Origin of the sequence: Streptomyces sp. WAC07094 (assembly GCF_036320405.1) — a bacterium.
Taxonomy (GTDB): Bacteria; Actinomycetota; Actinomycetes; order Streptomycetales; family Streptomycetaceae; genus Streptomyces; species Streptomyces lannensis.
In genome coordinates, this window is sequence record NZ_JAVMJZ010000001.1 from 4,164,237 (window position 1) to 4,184,800 (window position 20,564).

The following is a 20,564-nucleotide window of genomic DNA, read 5'->3' on the forward strand; positions in this document are numbered from 1 at the left end:
AGGACTCTCGCGCCGGGGGGTGCGCGGGAGTCCTGATCGCCGGTCCGGAAGGGGGCGCGACGCACGGCCATGGGTGAGGTCTTCGCCGGACGGTACGAGCTCGTCGACCCCATCGGGCGCGGGGGAGTCGGTGCGGTCTGGCGCGCCTGGGACCACCGGCGGCGCCGCTACGTCGCCGCCAAGGTCCTGCAGCAGCGAGACGCCCATGCGCTGCTGCGGTTCGTGCGCGAGCAGGCGCTCCGCATCGACCACCCGCATGTGCTCGCTCCCGCCAGCTGGGCGGCGGACGACGACAAGGTCCTGTTCACCATGGACCTGGTCACCGGCGGCTCGCTGGTCCACCTCGTCGGGGACTACGGCCCGCTGCCCCCGTCCTTCGTCTGCGTGCTGCTGGACCAGTTGTTGTCCGGGCTCGGTGCCGTGCACGCGGAAGGCGTGGTGCACCGCGACATCAAACCCGCCAATGTGCTCCTCGAAGCCACCGGCACCGCCCGGCCCCGGCTGCGGCTGTCCGACTTCGGCATCGCCATGCGCCTGGGAGAACCGCGGTTGACGGAGACCGACTACGTGGTCGGTACGCCCGGTTATCTCGCACCCGAGCAACTGATGGGCGCCGATCCGGACTTCGCCGCCGATCTGTTCGCCGTCGGCCTTGTCGCGCTGTACCTGCTGGAGGGCGCCAAGGCGGACACCAAGGCACTCGTCGAGCACTTCGCGGCCAACGGCACACCCGGGCCGCCACGCGGTGTTCCCGGGCCCCTGTGGGAGGTCGTGGCGACACTGCTGCAACCGGACCCGGCCGCACGGTTCCGCACCGCCACGGGCGCCCGCAAGGCCCTGGCCGCGGCCGGGGAACTGCTGCCGGAACCCGGCCCCGACGACGAGCAGGTGGAGGTCTTCGACCAACTCGGACCGCTTCCACGGGGGTTCGCCCCCCAGGGACCGCTGCGCACGCCGTCGGCGGTGACGGACCCCGCGGCCGCCCGGCCGCACACGAACGGCGCCCCAGCCGGCGCGGTGCACTCGACGGGATCCCCGGGATCGCACGGCACCTCCGGGACGGCAGGCGGCCCTGCGCGGCCCACAAGCGGTCCGATACCGCCCCGGCCGACCGCAGCCCCACCCTCCGGAGCCCCCGGCCCCTCCGCAGTTCCCGGTCCCTCCGGCACGACCGGAGGCGCGGCCTCCGTAACCCCCGCCTCCGCAGCCCCCGCGGTCGCGCCGACGCCCCCTCCCCCTGCCGCACGGCCCGGGCCCGCGCCCTTCGTGGTACCGCCCAGGCCCCCGGTCGATCCCACGCCCACCCGGCGACCGGCCACGATGTCGGACACCGGAAGCTTCCATCTGCCGCCCCCGCTGCCCCGCGAGGCGCTCAGGCCGCCCTCGCAGCCGTCCACGCCACTGGCCCCGGCTCCCGCCGGCATTCCGCGTCACGAGCCCATGCCCACCCCCACGTCCCCGGCCGGAGCGTCTCCCACCCGCAGCGCCTTCTCGGCACAGCGGCCCGGCCATGGACACCCCGTCGGGACCCTGCACGCCCCCTCCCGGCCGCAGCAGATCACACGGCGCGGCGGCCGGGCGGCGCCCCGGCGCCCCGGACCGCCGGCGAAGGTCGCCCTACCGGTGCTGCTGCTCGCGCTGGCCTGCTTCGCCGTGGGGTTCTGGGCGCTGGCACGGCTCTGAACGCGGTCATCCGGCCCAGCGGTCGCGCGCCCGCCGCCGGGCGATCGCCGTCCACAACACCAGCCCCAGGACCAGGACGCTGCCGGTGCCGATCCCGCCCGCGGCGACCAGCCGCATCGTGCCGGTGTCCTGTTCCGTTCCCCCGCGGCCGCTCCCGTCGCCGCGCGCTCCACCGTCCTCGCGCGCCGTCGCGCCGGCCCCGGGCTCGCCCCCGGAGGCGCCCGCGTCCCCCGTCGCGCCCGCCGCGGCCTCCTCGCGGTCTCCGGCCGTGACGCCGAAGACGTCGCGGGGCACGGCACGTCCCAAGTACGCCGGAGCGGACACCGGCGTACCGCTCACCCGCACCCGCAGCGTCAGCCCGAACGGCCCCTCCCCGAACCTGTCCGCCACCGGTGCGCCCAGGTGCACCGCGAGGTAGTACCAGCCCGCGAACCGCATCGCGCTGATGCGGTCACCGGGGGCACGACGGTTGGCATGGTCGACGGCCGGCAGCGGCGCGAGCGCCGCCGAGGTCTGCGCACCGTTGTACCCGGCGTCGGCGTCGTCGACGTGGGCGCGTACGGGGTTGTACAGCGACATGGCCAGGGCGGTGCCGACAAAGCCGTCGCCACCGGTGGAACCGCCCATCTCCACGGTGGCGGAGAGCTGTTGCCCCCAGTCGACGGGCACCTTGTAGAAGAGGGTCTGCCCGGGTCGGACGGTGTCCTGCCAGACGCCCTGCCCCAGGGCGCTCGCGCCGGCGAAGCCCGCCCCGCCCGCCCGCCGGGTGGCGTCGCCGAGGACGGCCTCGGGCGTCGCCGAGTCCCAGGACCCGGGCGGGGTCGTGGCATCGTCCCGGTCGAGAGCCGGCTCCGACACATAGTCGAGTTCGAGGTCCCAGTCTCCGGACGTGGACCCGGACGACCCGGGAGCGCGCCGCTCCACGACGACGTAGTACACCCCCGCGCCCTTGCACCCGTAGGTACCGGCGCCCGTCTCGCGCGAGGCCCAGGCGGCGATGGGGTGCGGGCTCCCGGTGGGCCCGAAGTGCGCGGTCCCGGTGGAACAGGTGGTTCCACCGGCGTCCTGAACGGACACCTTGAGTCCGTCGGCGGAGGAGACCCGTGCGCCCGCCCCGGGGACGGCCGTCGCGGAGACATAGGCGTTCGCCGAGGAGTCCAGCTCGAGGCGGTAGTAGCGCCGGTCGGTGCCCGGCAGGGCGCTGCGGTAGGTGTGCCCGGGGTCCAGGCGCACGGCGTCCGTGGTGACGGTGGCGCCCTCGACCCTCGTGTCGTCCTCGGCGAAGGCGTACGGGGTCGGCGTGCCCTCGGTGACGGGAGCCGCCCACACCGGGTGCGCCACGATCGTCGCGAGCGCCGCGGCGGCACACAGGGTCACCGTCCCGCGGCCCGGTGTCCACCCGTGTCCGCGCGCTCCCCGTCCCGCGCCCGTGCGCCGCCCCATCTCACGTCCCCTCGCCCCGCACCACCCGGACCGCCCATCCTGCCCCGCGGGCCACGGGGGCACCCGGCCATTGCGTCCGGGCGTCCGAAACACTCCCTCCCGCAGGCCGTGTCTCCCGGACAACACAAAACCCCGACCGCGACGGCGGTCGGGGTTTGCTCCGAATCTGTTGTCCGTAGGACCTCACGAACCCGTGGGCACGGAGTCGGTCGCCTCCGTCCACAGATCCTGCTCGGCGCGATCCGCCTGGATCTGGCGGTACACGAGGAGCCCGCCGATGGCGGCCAGTGCGACCAGGAGAAGCTTCTTCACCGCGCGACCTCGTCTTTCCTTGACGTAGGGGACCTCTGGCGCCCGACTATACACACCGACCGACATCGATCGGCGTGCCCGAGTCCGCCCTCAACTCGGGCCCGGCGCACCGCAGTACGGCCGACCGTCACCACCGTCGCCCGCGGGTGATCGCCCATCACAGAATGTGACGTTCACCGCCGTCCCCTGCCATTCTCCAACTTTCCGGACCTATTACGTCCATCCGAGTGGTGTTCATCCGAAGAGCGACGCGCCACGGGCGTCGGTCCACCACTTCGCGGCGCACATACACATCATGAGGAAAGTACGCAAATCGCCCGACCCGAAAGTGAGGGGACATGACCGGGAACAAGCTCATTCAGCTCTGGAACACCGTCGTCACGGCTCTCCTGGCACTGTGCACCGCGCTCGGCCTGATCAAGAAGACCGCCACCGCCGCGGTACCCCAGCCCCAGCCGGAGCGCAACTGCGACCGCCAGGCCCGCCGGATCCTTCCGGCCCGCCGGGTGGACCCGGTCCATACGACCCCGACGGTGACGCTACCGAGACAGACCCGGTCCGAACTGCCCCACACTCGGTCCCTGCCCCCCACGATGAAACAACGCATCAGGGCCGAGGCCCACGGTTCCTCCCCGAGCTGCCGACGGCGAACACCCGCGGACATCGTCCCGGCCATCCCGGTCGCACGCTCCTCCCTCCAGCCCCGCTGCGCACCGGCAACCGCCTCGCACGAACCGACGGCTCGGCTCCAGTGCTGATCGAGACCCTTCCTCTCCTGTCCCTTCACCGCCCCCACGGGCGCCCCTGATCCATCACAGGCGATCTTGCGTACACCGCCACAGCAAGCGGCCCGGCACCTGCTCCCAGGTGCCGGGCTGCTGATGTCCCCGAACCGAAGTCAGCCGTCGCCGCCGACCGCGGATGTCGGCTCGTCGCGCCTTTGTCGCAGCCTCCGAACCGCACGTCCCTCAGGCTGGACACGCGCGCTCTCAGGGGGTTGTCACTGACGCCGTTGGCCAAGGACACAGAACTCGTTGCCCTCGGGGTCCGCCATGACGACCCACGACTGCTCACCCTGGCCGATGTCGACACGCTTCGCGCCATGAGCCTCGAGGCGAGCCACCTCGGCGTCCTGGTCGTCGGGCCTGAAGTCGAGATGCAGCCGGCTCTTGCTCTTCTTGCTCTCCTCGATCCTGACGAAGTCCAGCCCTGGCAGGCGATCCGGCTCCGGGCGGATCTCGAACTCCTCGTCGGAGGAGTGGACGACGACCCAGCCGAGAGCCTTGGCCCACCACTGCCCCAAGGCGACCGGATCCGCCGAGTGAACGATTACCTGTTCCCATCCCAAGGTCATGCGCCGAGCCTAAGCGCAGCCGAGCTGCGAAAACAGGCGATTGAAGCGCTCGGAGGGAAGGTCCGCGGCGGCTGACCGGTCGGCCTTCCGAACTACCGGCGGAGGGCGGTTCCCTCGGCCCGGAGGAAGACCCGCGCCTCGCGGCTGACGCGCGATGCCTTCTGCACGCCCGCTGAACGGACATCGTCAGTCGATGTCAGCCATGAATGCCGAAGACCCCCAGCCGTGATCGGCTGAGGGTCTTTTCGTATAAGTGGCACCCACCCACACATTCGCACCCGGGCGGGGAGTTCACGACTCGACCGATTCCCCGTCCCCCGCGTCGACCAGCAGCCGGGCCATCAGGGCCCGGCCCTCCTCCCGCTTCAGGTCGTCGGGGCCGTAGGAATGCTTCGGCCAGTACGCGCGCCCGTCGATCCACGGGACGCCCATCGGAGCCTCGTCCGTACGGCCACGGACTTCGAGGTTGCCGGCGGGCTCCACGGGCAGGTCGGCCGGAAGCCCGCGTTGCCCCGGGAACCGGGGCTGAGCCAGCGGCAGAGGCCAGAGCTCCAGTACCGCCTCGGGCCGGACGTGGTCGCCCCCGCCTGCCGGGAACAGCACCAGCAGGGCGGTACCGCCCCAGGGCGGGTCGTACAGCAGGGCATACCGCTTGGACACGGGGCCGGGCGCGCAGGCCGCGCGGGCCAGGGCGCCGGCCGTGGCACCCCCACCTCTGCGAAGGCGGTAGCCCCCGTAGAGCGCCAAGCCGACTGAGACCACGAGTACGAACAAGGCCTGCGGGGCCAGCGAGGAATCCCCGACCAGCGCGTAGATCACCAGGACGAGGACCGCACAGATCACCGCCGGGACCAGAGTGGACAGCCCTGAGATCCCCCGCAACGTCCGCACCCGCCACCACGGCACCCTCCGGACGTCCGCCTCCCGACGACCGCGTGCCTTCGGCCTGGGCAGCGCGGCCTGGCGTCGCGCCTCGGCCGTCAGCATCGCGTACGTGAGCGCGCCGGATCCCGGCGCCAGACTCTCTCCATCGTCGTGCGACATCGGGCCCCCTTCCCCGCGGGTCTCGTCCCGCACCCCAAGTCCCCTTGGCACACACGGACTTCAGACTCCCGACGGTCCGCGCTTCGTGTGGCCTCCCTCACAAGCAGGCGATACCGAACGCCACGACAGTCCGGTTGAACCAGGCGGTGAGGCACGGTCGGTAACACCCTTCCTCAGCCCACCACTCACCCCCGCTCCCGCCGGTGATCACCGGTCGCAGAGGCCTGATCAGGATCTGATCCTTTTGTCGGCCCATGGCGGCATGATTGACCCGGTCGGCTTTTTCGCGGACCTCTTTGATCGGCTCGTGAAGCGTGCCGACGAAGGAGAAGCCGTCGCGCTACTGGCCGAGCTTCTGGAAGATCCGTTCACGGCTGACCGTGGCCGCGGGTTTCAACCGGTGGTGTCAAAAGACCCCCAGCCCGTATGGACTGGGGGTCTTTCGCATGTGGGGCTAACAGGATTTGAACCTGTGGCCTCATCCTTATCAGGGATGCGCTCTAACCAACTGAGCTATAGCCCCGCCGCGCTTTGCGGTGTGTGTCCCGCGCGCTGACCCCTGAAGATTAGCGCACGAGGTGGGAAGTCCCAAAATCGATACCCGAGGGCCCAGGACCCCTGCGAAGAGAGCGCATCCCGTGGGGGACGCGCTCTCGTACACGCATCGGTCCGCCGGTGCCGAAGACACCCGCAGGGACGGTTACTCGTCCTCCGCCAGCGTCAGCTCGACGCCGCCGACGAAACCCGCGGAGATGTTGTAGATGAACGCGCCCAGTGTCGCGAGCGCGGTCGCCAGCACGACGTCGATGACCGCGATGATCGCGGTGAAGGTCAGCACGTGCGGCAGGGACAGGAACGCCTGGAGGTCGAAGCCGTTCGAATCGGTGGAGCCGGTGGCCTCCGACAGCGTGCCGCCGACCGTCGAGAAGACGCCCATGGCGTCCATGACCATCCACAGCACCGCGGACGCCACGATCGTGCAGACACCGAGCGCGATGGACAGCAGGAAGCTGACCTTCATCACCGACCACGGGTCGGCCTTCGCCACCCTGAGGCGCGCCTTGCGCGTGCGCGGAACGGTGCGCGCCCCGGTCCGGGGACGGCGTACGGCACCGGCCGGCGGCTGCGCCTGGTACGCCTGGGGCGGGTGGTAGGGCCCCCCGGGCTGCTGGGTCTGCCGCTCCCCCGGGAGAGGGGAGGCGGGCGGCGCGGTGGGCGCCGGGCCCACGGGTGCCGCGGCAGGCTGCACCCCCGGCACGGGCTGCGCGGCACCGGGAGCGGCCGGGCCCGCTCCAGCCTGGTGCTGCTGGGTCTGCGGGCCTCGGGTGTCCGTCACAGTTCCCCCCTGGGATCCATGAGAATCATGGGAGTGCGTCGAGTTCGTGGCGGAGCCACGGCCTCCGCCGTCCGTTTCCGTACCGGTCGGTCCGGAACCCGTGGCTCCGCTCACGCTGACTCACTCCTCGTGTTACTCGGCCGGGGGCGTATCGCCCTCGACCGTGCCGATGGCGTCGTCGTCCGCGGTCTCGTCCACGACAACATCGCCGTCGACCTCCTCCGCCTCGCGCCCCGCCTCGGCGTTACGAGCGATACCGACCACGGCATCGCGCTTGCCCAGGTTGATCAGTTGGACGCCCATGGTGTCACGGCCCGTCTCCCTGACCTCATTGACTCGCGTACGAATCACACCGCCCGACAGCGTGATGGCGAGGATCTCGTCGGTCTCCTCGACCACCAGCGCACCGACGAGCGAGCCGCGATCCTCGACGATCTTGGCAGCCTTGATGCCGAGGCCGCCACGCCCCTGGACGCGGTACTCGTCGACAGCGGTCCGCTTCGCGTACCCACCGTCTGTTGCAGTGAACACGAACGTACCGGGTCGAACAACATTCATCGAGAGCAGCTCGTCACCCTCACGGAAACTCATGCCCTTGACGCCCGAGGTGGCGCGGCCCATCGGGCGCAGGGACTCGTCGGTCGCCGTGAACCTGATCGACTGAGCCTTCTTGCTGATCAGAAGCAGATCGTCCTCGGGCGAGACGAGTTCGGCCCCGATCAGTTCGTCATCGGAACCGTCGTCCATCTCGCGAAGATTGATCGCGATCACACCGCCCGAACGCGGCGAATCGTAATCCTTCAGAGGCGTCTTCTTGACCAGACCGCCCTTGGTGGCGAGCACCAGGTACGGCGCGGCCTCGTAGTCGCGGATGGCGAGGATCTCGGCGATCGCCTCGTCCGGCTGGAAGGCGAGCAAATTCGCGACGTGCTGACCGCGCGCGTCCCGGCCGGCGTCGGGCAGCTCGTAGGCCTTCGCCCGGTAGACACGGCCCTTGTTGGTGAAGAACAGCAGCCAGTGGTGCGTGGTGGACACGAAGAAGTGGTCGACGATGTCGTCTTCCTTGAGCTTCGTGCCGCGCACGCCCTTGCCGCCGCGCTTCTGGGCGCGGTAGTCGTCCGTCTTGGTGCGCTTGATGTAGCCGCCGCGGGTGACCGTGACGACGATGTCCTCTTCGGCGATCAGGTCCTCGATGGACATGTCGCCCTCGTACGGGATCAGCTTGGTCTGGCGGTCGTCGCCGTACTTCTCGACGATCGCGGCCAGCTCCTCGCTGACGATCCCGCGCTGACGGACCGGGGAGGCGAGGATCTGGTTGTACTCGCTGATCTTCGCCTGGAGTTCGTCGTGCTCCTGGACGATCTTCTGGCGCTCCAGGGCGGCCAGACGGCGCAGCTGCATCTCGAGGATCGCGTTCGCCTGGATCTCGTCGATCTCCAGGAGCCCCATCAGGCCCTCGCGCGCGACCTCGACGGTGGCGCTGCTGCGGATCAGCGCGATGACCTCGTCGATGGCGTCCAGGGCCTTCAGCAGGCCGCGCAGGATGTGTGCGCGCTCCTCGGCCTTGCGCAGCCTGAAGCGCGTACGGCGGACGACGACCTCGACCTGGTGCGTCACCCAGTGGCGGATGAACGCGTCCAGGGACAGGGTGCGCGGCACACCGTCGACGAGCGCCAGCATGTTGGCGCCGAAGTTCGTCTGCAGGTCGGTGTGCTTGTAGAGGTTGTTCAGGACGACCTTGGCGACCGCGTCCCGCTTGAGCACGATGACCAGACGCTGGCCGGTACGGGACGACGTCTCGTCACGGACGTCCGCGATGCCGCCGATCTTGCCGTCCTTGACCAGGTCGGCGATCTTCTGTGCCAGATTGTCCGGGTTGACCTGGTACGGCAGCTCGGTGACCACCAGGCACTGGCGGTTCTGGATCTCCTCGACCTCGACGACCGCGCGCATGGTGATCGAACCGCGCCCGGTGCGGTAGGCCTCCTCGATGCCCTTGCGGCCCACCACGAGGGCGCCCGTGGGGAAGTCGGGGCCCTTGATGCGCTCGATGAGGGCCTCGAGCAGCTCCTCGTGCGAGGCCTCCGGGTTCTCCAGGTACCACTGGGCGCCCGCCGCGACCTCGCGGAGGTTGTGCGACGGGATGTTGGTCGCCATGCCGACCGCGATACCGGCGGATCCGTTGATCAGCAGGTTCGGGAAGCGGGAGGGGAGGACCGTCGGCTCCTGGGAGCGGCCGTCGTAGTTGTCCGTGAAGTCGACGGTCTCCTCGTCGATGTCGCGGACCATCTCCATGGACAGCGGCGCCATCTTGCACTCGGTGTAGCGCATGGCGGCCGCCGGGTCGTTGCCCGGAGAGCCGAAGTTGCCGTTGGAGTCCACCAGCGGCATCCGCATCGACCACGGCTGCGCGAGGCGGACCAGCGCGTCGTAGATCGAGGAGTCGCCGTGCGGGTGGTAGTTGCCCATGACGTCGCCGACCACGCGGGCGCACTTGTAGAAGCCGCGCTCGGGACGGTATCCGCCGTCGTACATCGCGTACAGGACGCGACGGTGGACGGGCTTGAGACCGTCCCGGACGTCCGGCAGCGCCCGGGACACGATGACGGACATCGCGTAGTCCAGGTACGAGCGCTGCATCTCCGTCTCGAGCCCGACGGGCTCGATGCGGACGGTGTCGCCGGCTGCCTCTGCAGGCGTGGCGGGAGTGTTCTCGTCGGCCATTGCTGGTGAAGATCCTTCCTGATGCGGTCAGCTGAGACCGACTCAGATGTCGAGGAAGCGGACGTCCTTGGCGTTGCGCTGGATGAACGCGCGGCGGGCCTCGACGTCCTCGCCCATGAGGACCGAGAACAGGTCGTCGGCCTGAGCGGCGTCGTCGAGCGTGACCTGGCCGAGGACGCGGTGCTCGATGTCCATGGTGGTCACCCGCAGCTCCTCGGCGTTCATCTCGCCGAGGCCCTTGAAGCGCTGGATCGAGTCCTCCCGGACCCGCTTGCCGCGCTGGCGGCCCATCTCCAGCAGGGCGTCGCGCTCACGGTCGGAGTACGCGTACTCGACCTCGTCCCGACCCCACTTGATCTTGTAGAGCGGGGGACGCGAGAGGAACACGTGCCCGGCCTCGACCAGCGGCCGCATGAAGCGGAAGAGGAACGTCAGCAGCAGGGTGTTGATGTGCTGGCCGTCGACGTCGGCGTCCGCCATCAGGATGATCTTGTGATAGCGGAGCTTCTCGATGTCGAAGTCCTCGTGCACGCCGGTACCGAACGCGGAGATCAGCGCCTGGATCTCCTGGTTCTGCAGGATCTTGTCGATCCTGGCCTTCTCGACGTTGAGGATCTTGCCCCGGATCGGGAGGATCGCCTGGTACTGCGGGTTGCGGCCGGACTTGGCCGAGCCGCCGGCGGAGTCACCCTCGACGATGAAGATCTCGCACTTGGTCGGGTCGTTGGACTGGCAGTCCGAGAGCTTGCCCGGCAGGGACGCGCTCTCCAGCAGGCCCTTGCGGCGGGTGAGGTCACGCGCCTTGCGGGCCGCCACGCGCGCGGTGGCCGCCTGGATGCCCTTGCGGACGATGTCCGCCGCCTCGTTCGGGTTGCGGTCCAGCCAGTCGTTGAGGTGCTCGTAGACCGCCTTCTGGACGAACGTCTTCGCCTCGGTGTTGCCCAGCTTGGTCTTGGTCTGGCCCTCGAATTGCGGCTCGCTCAGCTTGACCGAGATGATCGCCGTCAGGCCCTCGCGGATGTCGTCGCCCGTGAGGTTGTCGTCCTTCTCGCGGAGCATCTTCTTGTCGCGCGCGTACTTGTTGATCAGCGAGGTCAGCGCCGCACGGAAGCCCTCCTCGTGCGTGCCGCCCTCGTGGGTGTGGATGATGTTGGCGAAGGAGTACACACCCTCGCTGTATCCGCTGTTCCACTGCATCGCGACCTCGAGGGACAGGCTCTTGTCCTTGTCCTCGGCCTCGAGATCGATCACCGTCTGGTGCACCGCCTCTCCCTTGCGGGAGTTGAGGTACTTCACGAAGTCGACGATGCCGCCCTCGTAGTGGTACGTGACGCTCTTGACCTCGTCCTTCTCGTCGGCACCGGCCTCGTCCGCCCCTGCGGTGGCCTTCGCCGACTCGCGTTCGTCGGTGAGCCTGATCGTCAGGCCCTTGTTGAGGAACGCCATCTCCTGGAAACGCCGCGAAAGCGTCTCGAAGGAGTACTCGGTGGTCTCGAAGATGTCCGGGTCGGCCCAGAAGGTGACCGAGGTGCCGGTCTCGCCGGTCTCCTCGTGCTGGGCGAGCGGGGCCGTCGGGACGCCCATCTTGTAGTCCTGCGTCCAGCGGTGGCCGTCGGTCCTGACCTCGACCGACACCTTGCTGGACAGGGCGTTCACGACGGAGACGCCGACGCCGTGCAGACCGCCGGAGACCGCGTAGCCGCCGCCGCCGAACTTGCCGCCCGCGTGCAGAACGGTCAGCACGACCTCGATGGCCGGCTTGCCCTCGGAGGGGACGATGCCCACGGGGATGCCGCGGCCGTTGTCGACGACGCGCACGCCGCCGTCGGCCAGGATCGTCACGTCGATGGTGTCCGCGTGGCCGGCCAGAGCCTCGTCGACGGAGTTGTCCACGACCTCGTACACGAGGTGGTGCAGACCGCGCTCGCCGGTGGAGCCGATGTACATACCGGGTCGCTTGCGGACCGCGTCCAGCCCTTCGAGCACGGTGATGGCGCTGGCGTCGTACGAGGCGGTGACCTCGCCGTTCGACGGAGTCACCGCACCGTTCTCGCCGGCGTCGGTGGACGGGATGTTCTCGTTGGGGTTGCCGGAATCGGCCACGAAGCGCCCTTTCTGGCACAGCACGAGCCGGGCTCGTCGGCGGCTTGCCGGAGCGGCTGCGGCATGTTGCGTTGGTAAGCCTTGATCAGCGTTGCTCAGCTACTCCCGGACGGTCCCCACGTTCGGGGCGGGATTAGCTTCTAGTCTACCGGTAGCGCCGACAGTGATGGGGGTTTGCCGGTACCTGAGTCCGCATGTGCCGCCCTCAACCGGTCTCTCCCGACTCCCCATATGCGGAGCGGGGCTCCAAGAGGCTCTACGAGGCACTCAGCGCTTCTGGCTGTCAACCCTTGGCTACTGAGGAGTCGGGCCCGGCTTCGCAATCGCATGTGGGTACGACGAAACGGCCGCCGGGCGCCTGCCACGGGCGGTGCCGAGTGATGTCGGTCACCCGTACGTGTCACCGGGGCCCTTGCTGCCGGGAGCGCGCAGCGGGCCGAAACGCTGGGCCGGAGCACCGGGTCCGTGCACCTTGATCAACCGGACCGTGCCGTGCCCCAGGTCCTCGTTCAGGCGCGCCACGAGCTGCGGGGCCAGCAGCCGCAGCTGCGTGGCCCAGGCCGTGGAGTCGCAGCTGACGGTGAGCACGTGCTCGTCCTCGTCGTACCTCTGGGGTACGCAGTGCCTGGCGAGGTCCGCGCCGACGATCTGCGGCCAGCGGCCCATCACCCCTCCCACCGCGGCCGGGGTCTCCCAGCCGCGCTCGGTGATCAGCCGGTTGATCGCCGCACCGAGCGCCATCGGGTCGCGGCCGTCGGCGCGGGCGCCGGAGCGCAGTCCGCCCCGGCGCGCCTGCTTCTTCTGCTGCGCGGCGTCCCCACGCGCGCGTGCCTGTTCCTTCGCGGCCCGCAGCGCCACGCGCGCGAGGTCCACGCCCGAGAGTTCGGAGGTCTTCTTCGGTGCGGGTTCGTCGGTGCTCATGCGCGCTCCACGGTGCCGTCGGACACGGCGAACCGCGTCCCCGTCAGTACGTGCGGTACGTCGTCGTCGACCGCCGCGGTCACCAGGACCTGCTCGCCGGGTGCGACCAGCTCGGCCAGTCGTTCGCGCCGACGGGTGTCCAGCTCGGCGAAGACGTCGTCGAGGACGAGCACCGGCTCGTTGCCCTCCGCGCGCAGCAGGTCGTAGGACGCCAGGCGCAGCGCCAGCGCGTAGGACCAGGACTCGCCGTGGGACGCGTATCCCTTGGCGGGCAGCTGCCCGAGCTTGAGCAGCAGATCGTCCCGGTGCGGTCCCACCAGGGTGACGCCGCGTTCGATCTCCTGCTTGCGGAACTCGATGAGCGCACCGGTCAGCTGCTCGTAGAGCGCCTCGCGGGTGTGGGCGTCGCCCGGCGCGGACGGCCTGTACTCCAGGGTGACCGGGCCGCCGCCGGGTGCCAGCTGCTCATAGGCCTTGTCCGCGAGCGGCTGGATCGAGGCGATCAGGTCCAGGCGCTGGGCGAGCAACTCGGCCCCGGCGCGCGCCAGGTGCTGGTCCCAGACGTCGAGTGTGGACAGATCCGCGCCCCGGCCACCGTGGCGGCGGGCCAGCGCGGCCGTCTTCAACAGGGTGTTGCGCTGCTTGAGGACCCGTTCGTAGTCGGAGCGGACGCCCGCCATGCGCGGGGAGCGCGCGGTGATCAGCTCGTCGAGGAAACGGCGGCGCTCGCCGGGGTCGCCCTTGACCAGCGCCAGGTCCTCGGGCGCGAACAGCACGCTGCGCACTATGCCCAGCACGTCACGCGGCCTGACCTGCGAGGACCTGTTGATGCGGGCGCGATTGGCCTTGCCGGGGTTCAGCTCGAGCTCGACCAGCTGCTGCCGGTCGCCCTGTCTGACCTGCGCCCGGATGATCGCCCGCTCGGCGCCCATGCGGACGAGCGGCGCATCGGAGGAGACGCGGTGGCTGCCGAGCGTGGCCAGATAGCCGACCGCTTCGACCAGGTTCGTCTTGCCCTGTCCGTTCGGGCCGACGAAGGCGGTGACGCCCGGGTCGAGCGGGACTTCGACCCGGGCGTACGAGCGGAAGTCGGCCAGCGACAGGTGCGCGACGTGCATGGTCGTTCGCCGACCTCCCCCAAGGGTTGTGGACCGCCGGGCGGCCCTGTGGACTACTTCTTCTCTACGGCGTGGCCGCCGAACTGGTTGCGCAGCGCGGCGATCATCTTCATCTGCGGCGAGTCGTCCTGCCGCGAGCCGAAGCGGGCGAACAGCGACGCCGTGATCGCCGGCAGCGGCACGGCGTTGTCGATGGCCGCTTCCACGGTCCACCGGCCCTCGCCGGAGTCGGCCGCCCAGCCGCGCAGCTTGTCGAGGTGCTCGTCCTGGTCGAGGGCGTTGACCGCGAGGTCGAGCAGCCAGGAGCGGATGACGGTGCCCTCCTGCCAGGAGCGGAAGACCTCGCGGACGTTCTCCACGGAGTCGACCTTCTCCAGCAGTTCCCAGCCCTCGGCGTAGGCCTGCATCATCGCGTACTCGATGCCGTTGTGGACCATCTTCGCGAAGTGGCCCGCACCGACCTTGCCCGCGTGCACCGAGCCGAACTCGCCCTCGGGCTTGAGGGCGTCGAATATCGGCTGGACCTTGGCGACGTTCGCGGCGTCACCGCCGTACATCAGCGCATAGCCGTTCTGCAGGCCCCAGACGCCGCCGGAGACGCCGCAGTCCACGAAACCGATGCCCTTGGCCGCCAGCTGCGCGGCGTGCTTCTCGTCGTCCGTCCAGCGGGAGTTGCCGCCGTCCACAACGACGTCGCCGGGCTCGAGGAGTTCGGCGAGCTCGTCGATCGTGGACTGCGTCGGGGCGCCGGCCGGGACCATCACCCACACCACCCGCGGGCCCGCGAGCTTGTTCACAAGCTCCTCGAGGCTGTGGACGTCGGCGAGGTCCGGATTGCGGTCGTATCCGAGGACGGTGTGGCCTGCGCGGCGGATCCGCTCGCGCATGTTGCCGCCCATCTTGCCGAGGCCGACGAGACCGAGATCCATCAGTTGTTCCTTAGGTAGCGATGTGGCATGAGGGGCACTTTCGTACCCGCGTCCGAGCCTAAACCCGGAGCCTCATGCACATCTCCAGACCCTCCATGCCCACGCATGGGCCCCGACCTGCGGCTTCGTCCAATGGACCACAGGTTCCGACGATCCACCGGACCGCCTGAACCTGTGGACGGCGGCCAGCGCTCAGCCGCTCAGCCGCACCGGCATGATCAGGTACTTGTACGCGTCGTCCGCCTCGGCGTCCATGGCGGGCTTGCCGCCCAGCAGCGCGGGCTTCGTGGACGTCGTGAAGGAGAGCTGGGCCACCGGGGAGTCGATCGCGCTCAGGCCGTCCAGCAGGAAGGTCGGGTTGAAGGCGATCGAGATGTCGTCGCCCTCCAGGTTGGCGTCGACCCTTTCCACAGCCTGTGCGTCGTCGCTCGAACCGGCCTCCAGGATCAGCACACCCTGCTCGAAGCTGAGCCGTACCGGGGTGTTGCGCTCCGCGACCAGGGCGACGCGCTTGACGGCCTCCACGAAGGGGGCGGTCTCGATGGTGGCGACGGAGTTGAACTCAGTCGGGAACAGCGTCCGGTACTTCGGGAGGTCGCCCTCGAGAAGGCGCGTCGTCGTTCGGCGGCCGGCGCCCTCGAAACCGATCAGACCCTCGCCCGCACCCGAGCCCGACAGGGCGAGCGTCACGGTGTCGCCACTGGTCAGGGCCTTGGCGGTGTCCAGGAGGGTCTTGGCGGGCACCAGGGCGACCGCGGACGCCTCGGGGTTCTCCGGCTTCCACAGGAACTCGCGGACCGCGAAGCGGTAGCGGTCGGTGGAGGCGAGCGTGACCGTGTCGCCCTCGATCTCGATGCGCACACCGGTGAGGACGGGAAGCGTGTCGTCGCGTCCTGCGGCGATGGCCACCTGCTGGACCGCCGATGCGAAGACCTCGCCGGGGACCGTGCCCGTCGCGTTCGGCATCTGGGGCAGTGCGGGGTACTCCTCCACAGGCAGTGTGTGGAGTGTGAATCGCGAGGAACCGCAGACGACCGTCGCCCGTACACCGTCTGTGGAAATCTCCACGGGACGGTTGGGAAGGGCCCGGGAGATGTCGGCGAGGAGCCGGCCGGAGACGAGGACCGTGCCCTCCTCCTCGACCTCGGACTCCACGGACACGCGCGCCGAGACCTCGTAGTCGAAGCTGGACAGGCTCAGCTGGCCGTCCTCGGCCTTCAGCAGCAGGCCGGCGAGGACAGGCGCCGGCGGACGGGCCGGAAGGCTGCGCGCCGCCCAGGCCACTGCCTCCGCGAGTACGTCGCGTTCCACCCGGATCTTCACCTAAGCCGCCTCCTGCTGTTGCCGGCGTTCTCGCCCTGCCTGGCCTTCGTCGTCTGACTCGGTGTCGGGGGCCCCTGGGAGGGGAAGACACCGGGGAACAGTCTGACGCACCGCACCGACAGTAGGCGCCTGTCGGGGTCAAGTCGTGATGCGGGGCAGCCGGAGACCGGACAGCGAGTTGTGCACAGGACCCACTTCGAAGCGAAATTCCCGGTCTCTCTAGTTGGGAGTAGTAGTAGGGCCTGTGGAAACCGTGGATAACGTCGTTTTCCCAGGTCAGAGGCGAAATTTTGTCCACGGGCCCTGTGGGCGGGACCGGTGGACAACCCAGGGTCTCTGTGGAGAACGGAAAGTTCTGCACACCCCGTGCACAGCCTCAGGGCACTTCTCCCCAGTGTCGTCCCCAGCTTTACCCACCTTTCCCACAGACCAATCCAGCACCATGGTGTGACGGCTTTCACTCGTGCCGGTGAGAGGCCGCGTCGCGTTGCCGAACAGTGGACAGGGATGTGGAGAAGACCGAGTTCACTGGGGACAACGGGCCTCAAGCTGTGGGTGGGCAGTGGACAACTCCACCCACAGGCTGTGGATCTTAGTCTTCTCCACAGTCTGTGGAGATCGACTGTCCACCAATCCACAGGCAGTTGAGCTGCGCTGATCTCTGTTCCCCAAGGCAGCCTGTGGACACCGTCTGGACAACTTCGCAGTCCCCAGGATGTGGACGGAAGAAAGTCGCCCGATCTGTGGAGAGTGGCCGTAACCCGGCAGATATTCGAACAGAGCGGGTCCTGCGCACGACCCGGAACCGGACGGTCGCGCTCGCGGCGGCGGGCCGGAACACGGCTGAGAGGCCTCGCCGCGCGGACGGGGAACGCCGGAGAGGCTTCAGCGGCGTAGGGAACGGGAACGCGGAGCGACGCCGCCGAGCCCGATCCGGCGGTACAGACGCAGGAGGCCCCTCTGTGCCCGGACGTGCGACTGCGCGAGGCGTCCCGTACGCATCGGGTGAAGCGGCAGGGAGGCGCCCGGGTGTGCCGTGCCGGGAAGCGCGGCGCCTCACGCTCATGCGGTGGCCGGACAGCGGAAGGCGCCCGCGGGAGAGGCTCCCTGGGCGCCTTCCGCGACGTGTGCGGTCGTCAGCCGTTCTTGATTCGGTTCGTCAGCTCGGTCACCTGGTTGTAGATGGAGCGCCGCTCCGCCATCAGCGCGCGGATCTTGCGATCGGCGTGCATGACCGTCGTATGGTCACGGCCACCGAACTGCGCACCGATCTTCGGCAGCGAGAGATCCGTCAGCTCCCGGCACAGGTACATCGCGATCTGCCGGGCGGTGACCAGCGCACGGCCGCGCGAGGTCCCGCACAGGTCCTCCACCGTCAGCCCGAAGTAGTCGGCGGTGGCCGCCATGATCGCGGTCGCGGTGATCTCAGGGGCAGTGTCCTCGCCGCCGGGGATCAGATCCTTGAGGACGATCTCCGTCAGACCGAGGTCCACAGGCTGACGGTTGAGCGACGCGAACGCCGTCACCCGGATCAGCGCGCCCTCCAGCTCCCTGATGTTGCGGGAGATACGGGAGGCGATGAACTCCAGTACCTCCGGCGGGGCGTTGAGCTGTTCCTGCACCGCCTTCTTGCGGAGGATCGCGATGCGCGTCTCCAGCTCGGGCGGCTGGACGTCCGTGATCAGGCCCCACTCGAAGCGGTTGCGCAGCCGGTCCTCCAGGGTGATCAGCTGCTTGGGCGGCCGGTCCGAGGAGAGCACGATCTGCTTGTTGGCGTTGTGGAGCGTGTTGAAGGTGTGGAAGAACTCCTCCTGCGTCGACTCCTTCTGCGCGAGGAACTGGATGTCGTCGACCAGCAGGATGTCCATGTCGCGGTAGCGCTTGCGGAACGCGTCCGCCTTGCCGTCGCGGATGGAGTTGATGAACTCGTTGGTGAACTCCTCCGAGCTCACGTAACGCACGCGTGTGCCCGGGTAGAGGCTGCGTGCGTAGTGCCCGATCGCGTGCAGAAGGTGCGTCTTGCCGAGCCCCGACTCCCCGTAGATGAAGAGGGGGTTGTACGCCTTCGCGGGCGCCTCGGCGACGGCGACCGCCGCCGCGTGCGCGAAACGGTTGGAGGCACCGATGACGAAGGTGTCGAAGAGGTACTTCGGGTTGAGGCGCGCGGTGGGCTCGCCGGGACCGGCCGCCGGCGCGGGCTGCGCGGCCAGCGGACCGGGAGCGCCGGTGGCGGGACCGGGGCCGACGGGGCCGCCCCGGTGCACATGGCCGTCGGCGGAGGGCCGCTCGGGGCGCTCGTGCCGGCCGGAGCGCTGCTGCTCGAAGTCGGACCGGGCGCCGTCGTAGTCCTGGCGCTGCTGTTCGTAGGGCGAACGGGGCAGTGACTGCCCGTGGTAGTCCGGTGCCGGCGTCGCGTACGGGTCGCGGTCGGGGAAGCCGAGACGCTGCTGTTGCCAGCTGTAGTCGTCCTGCGGCGGGCGCGGCCAGGCGCCGGGCTCCGGGCGCTGGTACTCGCTCGGGTAGGCCGGGCGGGCGCTGGGCAGCTGGTCGCCGGGTCCGGCCGGAAGACGGTCGGAACGACCCCCGCGGTGGTCGTCGGCACGGTGCCGGCCGTATCCCTCGTAGCCGCCCTGGCCCTCGTACGGGTCGCCCGGCTGGGGCGTGATGAGTTCGGGCTCCTCGTAGCGCGACTGCGCGGGCGGGGGCTCGCCGACGGAGTCGTCGACGGTGATCGCGATGCGGATCGGGCGGCCGCACTCCCGGCTCAGCGTGTCACTGACAACGGGCGCGAGCCGTCCTTCCAGGACGCCCTTCGCGAACTCGTTGGGGACGGCGAGCAGAGCGGTGTCCGCGACCAGCGCCAGCGGCTGGCAGCGCTTGATCCAGTGCTCGTCCTTCGCCTCGACACCCGGTCCGTGCCCCTCACCGAGGAGCTGCTCGAGTACGCGCGGCCACACTGCGGCAAGATCGGCAGGTACGTCAGCCACAGGGCACGCTCTCTCACAGGTCCCACGAACGTGTGGTTGCGGGACGGGTCGGGATGTAAATCGGGTGGGGCAGGGATAAGGGAACGAATCGGAGTCCAGCCACGGTAGTCAGGGCGGCCCGTGCGGTTCAAGTTGTTGTCCCCAGCCTGTGGACAAGTGTCTCCTACGGGTCGTTGGTTTGACCGGATGGCGTAGCCGCGCGTACCGTAACCAGGTCGAGTTGTCGATGGCTGCTGCCGCCTGCCTCCGATGGGCACAGATCACGTAGCGGTGTCCCCACCAGGGCACATTCGGTGATCGGGAAGCGGTGCACTCGGGCGTAATGCGAGCTACTCGTGGGCGCACGGTGACAGCCAGGCGACACCCCGCGAACCACCGAATCATTACTGGAGCCCCCGAGTGAGCAAGCGCACCTTCCAGCCGAACAACCGTCGTCGCGCGAAGACCCACGGCTTCCGGCTGCGTATGCGCACCCGTGCCGGCCGCGCCATCCTGGCGTCCCGCCGTAGCAAGGGTCGCGCCCGCCTGTCCGCCTGATCGCGTACAGGTCATGACGTCGTGCTGCCTACCGAGCATCGGCTGAGGCGGCGCGAGGACTTCGCGACCGCGGTACGCCGAGGACGCCGGGCCGGACGCCCGCTTCTCGTCGTCCACCTTCGCAGCGGTGCAACGGACCCGCATGCGCCTGGGGAGAGCGCTCCCCCGACGCGTGCGGGTTTCGTCGTGAGCAAGGCCGTGGGCGGAGCGGTCGTACGCAACAAGGTCAAGCGCAGACTTCGTCATCTGATGCGCGATCGAGTAGCACTGTTGCCCACCGGTAGCCTGGTAGTCGTACGAGCGCTACCCGGTTCGGGTGACGCCGACCAAGCACAGCTGGCCCGAGACCTGGATGCCGCTCTTCAACGGCTGCTGGGAGGAGGGAGCGCGCGGTGAAGTACCCGCTGCTGGCTCTGATCAAGATCTATCAGTGGACGATCAGTCCGCTGCTCGGTCCGGTGTGCAAGTACTACCCGTCGTGTTCCCACTACGGCTACACGGCCATAGACCGGCACGGTGCGATCAAGGGAACCGCACTCACCGCCTGGCGCATCCTGCGGTGCAATCCGTGGTCGCTGGGTGGTGTGGACCATGTCCCACCGCGCAAGCGCCCTAGGTGGCACGAAATGCTGCGCGACGCCTGGCGTGCACGCAAGGGCGGGCCCTCCGCCGCCGAACCGGCCATCGAGGGGGACATGATCCCCTCGAGCCCGGCCGCAGAGACCTCGTCCCATGCCCAAGGAGCATGAT

The 20,564-nt window shown here is 69.4% G+C and carries 17 protein-coding genes and 1 tRNA gene; 5 read left to right on the top strand and 13 right to left on the bottom strand.

What is annotated here, in order from left to right; translation table 11 throughout:
* Positions 1-69: 69 nt before the first annotated feature.
* Positions 70-1,683, top strand: coding sequence for a protein kinase (locus RCR19_RS18345; RefSeq protein ID WP_331266136.1), 1,614 nt, complete (start codon positions 70-72; stop codon positions 1,681-1,683).
* A 6-nt stretch (positions 1,684-1,689) separates the two neighbouring features.
* Here RCR19_RS18345 and RCR19_RS18350 read toward each other — a convergent pair whose 3' ends face one another.
* Together RCR19_RS18350 and RCR19_RS18355 are read right to left on the bottom strand one after the other, a co-directional pair.
* Positions 1,690-3,126 carry a hypothetical protein gene (locus RCR19_RS18350; RefSeq protein WP_331266137.1) on the bottom strand — a complete coding sequence of 479 codons (1,437 nt, stop codon included), beginning with the start codon at positions 3,124-3,126 and terminating at the stop codon, positions 1,690-1,692.
* A 183-nt stretch (positions 3,127-3,309) separates the two neighbouring features.
* On the bottom strand, positions 3,310-3,438 hold the full coding sequence (locus RCR19_RS18355) for a DLW-39 family protein (protein ID WP_003999697.1): 129 nt from the start codon (positions 3,436-3,438) through the stop codon (positions 3,310-3,312).
* A gap of 338 nt (positions 3,439-3,776) precedes the next feature.
* On the opposite strand from RCR19_RS18355, the gene RCR19_RS18360 reads away from it, so the two are divergent.
* A complete protein-coding gene (locus tag RCR19_RS18360) occupies positions 3,777-4,196 on the top strand; it encodes a DUF6344 domain-containing protein (RefSeq protein WP_331266138.1) in 420 nt (139 codons plus the stop codon).
* A 242-nt stretch (positions 4,197-4,438) separates the two neighbouring features.
* On the opposite strand, the gene RCR19_RS18365 is transcribed toward RCR19_RS18360, so the two are convergent.
* The 11 genes from RCR19_RS18365 to dnaA form a co-directional block, all read right to left on the bottom strand.
* On the bottom strand, positions 4,439-4,792 hold the full coding sequence (locus RCR19_RS18365) for a VOC family protein (protein WP_331266139.1): 354 nt from the start codon (positions 4,790-4,792) through the stop codon (positions 4,439-4,441).
* Positions 4,793-5,083: 291 nt separating this feature from the next.
* Positions 5,084-5,836 carry a hypothetical protein gene (locus RCR19_RS18370; RefSeq protein WP_331266140.1) on the bottom strand — a complete coding sequence of 251 codons (753 nt, stop codon included), beginning with the start codon at positions 5,834-5,836 and terminating at the stop codon, positions 5,084-5,086.
* Between the two features lie 449 nt (positions 5,837-6,285).
* Positions 6,286-6,359 (bottom strand) — tRNA-Ile (locus RCR19_RS18375).
* A gap of 177 nt (positions 6,360-6,536) precedes the next feature.
* Positions 6,537-7,286, bottom strand: a complete 750-nt coding sequence (locus RCR19_RS18380; RefSeq protein WP_331266141.1) for a DUF3566 domain-containing protein — start codon at positions 7,284-7,286, stop codon at positions 6,537-6,539.
* 18 nt (positions 7,287-7,304) lie between these two features.
* On the bottom strand, positions 7,305-9,896 hold the full coding sequence (gene gyrA / locus RCR19_RS18385; RefSeq protein WP_331266142.1) for a DNA gyrase subunit A: 2,592 nt from the start codon (positions 9,894-9,896) through the stop codon (positions 7,305-7,307).
* Positions 9,897-9,938: 42 nt separating this feature from the next.
* Positions 9,939-11,999, bottom strand: coding sequence for a DNA topoisomerase (ATP-hydrolyzing) subunit B (gene gyrB / locus RCR19_RS18390; RefSeq protein WP_331266143.1), 2,061 nt, complete (start codon positions 11,997-11,999; stop codon positions 9,939-9,941).
* A gap of 387 nt (positions 12,000-12,386) precedes the next feature.
* Positions 12,387-12,920, bottom strand: a complete 534-nt coding sequence (locus tag RCR19_RS18395) for a DciA family protein (protein ID WP_115975787.1) — start codon at positions 12,918-12,920, stop codon at positions 12,387-12,389.
* Positions 12,917-14,038, bottom strand: a complete 1,122-nt coding sequence (recF, locus tag RCR19_RS18400) for a DNA replication/repair protein RecF (protein ID WP_331266144.1) — start codon at positions 14,036-14,038, stop codon at positions 12,917-12,919. Before recF ends, RCR19_RS18395 begins: the two co-directional genes overlap by 4 nt.
* A gap of 53 nt (positions 14,039-14,091) precedes the next feature.
* Complete coding sequence (gene gnd, locus RCR19_RS18405; protein ID WP_331266145.1) at positions 14,092-14,967, bottom strand: phosphogluconate dehydrogenase (NAD(+)-dependent, decarboxylating); 876 nt, start codon at positions 14,965-14,967, stop codon at positions 14,092-14,094.
* Positions 14,968-15,159: 192 nt separating this feature from the next.
* Positions 15,160-16,290, bottom strand: a complete 1,131-nt coding sequence (gene dnaN / locus RCR19_RS18410) for a DNA polymerase III subunit beta (RefSeq protein WP_059127416.1) — start codon at positions 16,288-16,290, stop codon at positions 15,160-15,162.
* Positions 16,291-17,426: 1,136 nt separating this feature from the next.
* Positions 17,427-19,277, bottom strand: coding sequence for a chromosomal replication initiator protein DnaA (gene dnaA / locus RCR19_RS18415; RefSeq protein ID WP_331266146.1), 1,851 nt, complete (start codon positions 19,275-19,277; stop codon positions 17,427-17,429).
* A 399-nt stretch (positions 19,278-19,676) separates the two neighbouring features.
* On the opposite strand from dnaA, the gene rpmH reads away from it, so the two are divergent.
* Genes rpmH through yidD form a run of 3 tightly spaced genes read left to right on the top strand, consistent with a single transcriptional unit; the run spans position 19,677 to position 20,563 of the window.
* Entirely contained in the window at positions 19,677-19,814 is a 138-nt protein-coding gene (gene rpmH, locus RCR19_RS18420; protein ID WP_003956500.1) for a 50S ribosomal protein L34, read from the top strand.
* A gap of 21 nt (positions 19,815-19,835) precedes the next feature.
* Positions 19,836-20,210 (top strand): ribonuclease P protein component, encoded by a 375-nt coding sequence (gene rnpA, locus RCR19_RS18425; protein WP_331266147.1) that lies wholly within the window; start codon positions 19,836-19,838, stop codon positions 20,208-20,210.
* Positions 20,207-20,563, top strand: a complete 357-nt coding sequence (gene yidD, locus RCR19_RS18430) for a membrane protein insertion efficiency factor YidD (RefSeq protein WP_059127414.1) — start codon at positions 20,207-20,209, stop codon at positions 20,561-20,563. The genes rnpA and yidD overlap by 4 nt, the downstream gene beginning before the upstream one ends.
* Position 20,564 lies beyond the last annotated feature (1 nt).

Bases quoted from the DNA above. Each gene is read 5' to 3' on its own strand.
- RCR19_RS18365 (WP_331266139.1), bottom strand. From the start codon at position 4,792: ATGACCTTGGGATGGGAACAGGTAATCGTTCACTCGGCGGATCCGGTC.
- RCR19_RS18360 (WP_331266138.1), top strand. From the start codon at position 3,777: ATGACCGGGAACAAGCTCATTCAGCTCTGGAACACCGTCGTCACGGCT.
- gnd (WP_331266145.1), bottom strand. From the start codon at position 14,967: ATGGATCTCGGTCTCGTCGGCCTCGGCAAGATGGGCGGCAACATGCGC.
- RCR19_RS18345 (WP_331266136.1), top strand. From the start codon at position 70: ATGGGTGAGGTCTTCGCCGGACGGTACGAGCTCGTCGACCCCATCGGG.
- RCR19_RS18350 (WP_331266137.1), bottom strand. From the start codon at position 3,126: ATGGGGCGGCGCACGGGCGCGGGACGGGGAGCGCGCGGACACGGGTGG.
- recF (WP_331266144.1), bottom strand. From the start codon at position 14,038: ATGCACGTCGCGCACCTGTCGCTGGCCGACTTCCGCTCGTACGCCCGG.
- RCR19_RS18370 (WP_331266140.1), bottom strand. From the start codon at position 5,836: ATGTCGCACGACGATGGAGAGAGTCTGGCGCCGGGATCCGGCGCGCTC.
- RCR19_RS18395 (WP_115975787.1), bottom strand. From the start codon at position 12,920: ATGAGCACCGACGAACCCGCACCGAAGAAGACCTCCGAACTCTCGGGC.
- gyrA (WP_331266142.1), bottom strand. From the start codon at position 9,896: ATGGCCGACGAGAACACTCCCGCCACGCCTGCAGAGGCAGCCGGCGAC.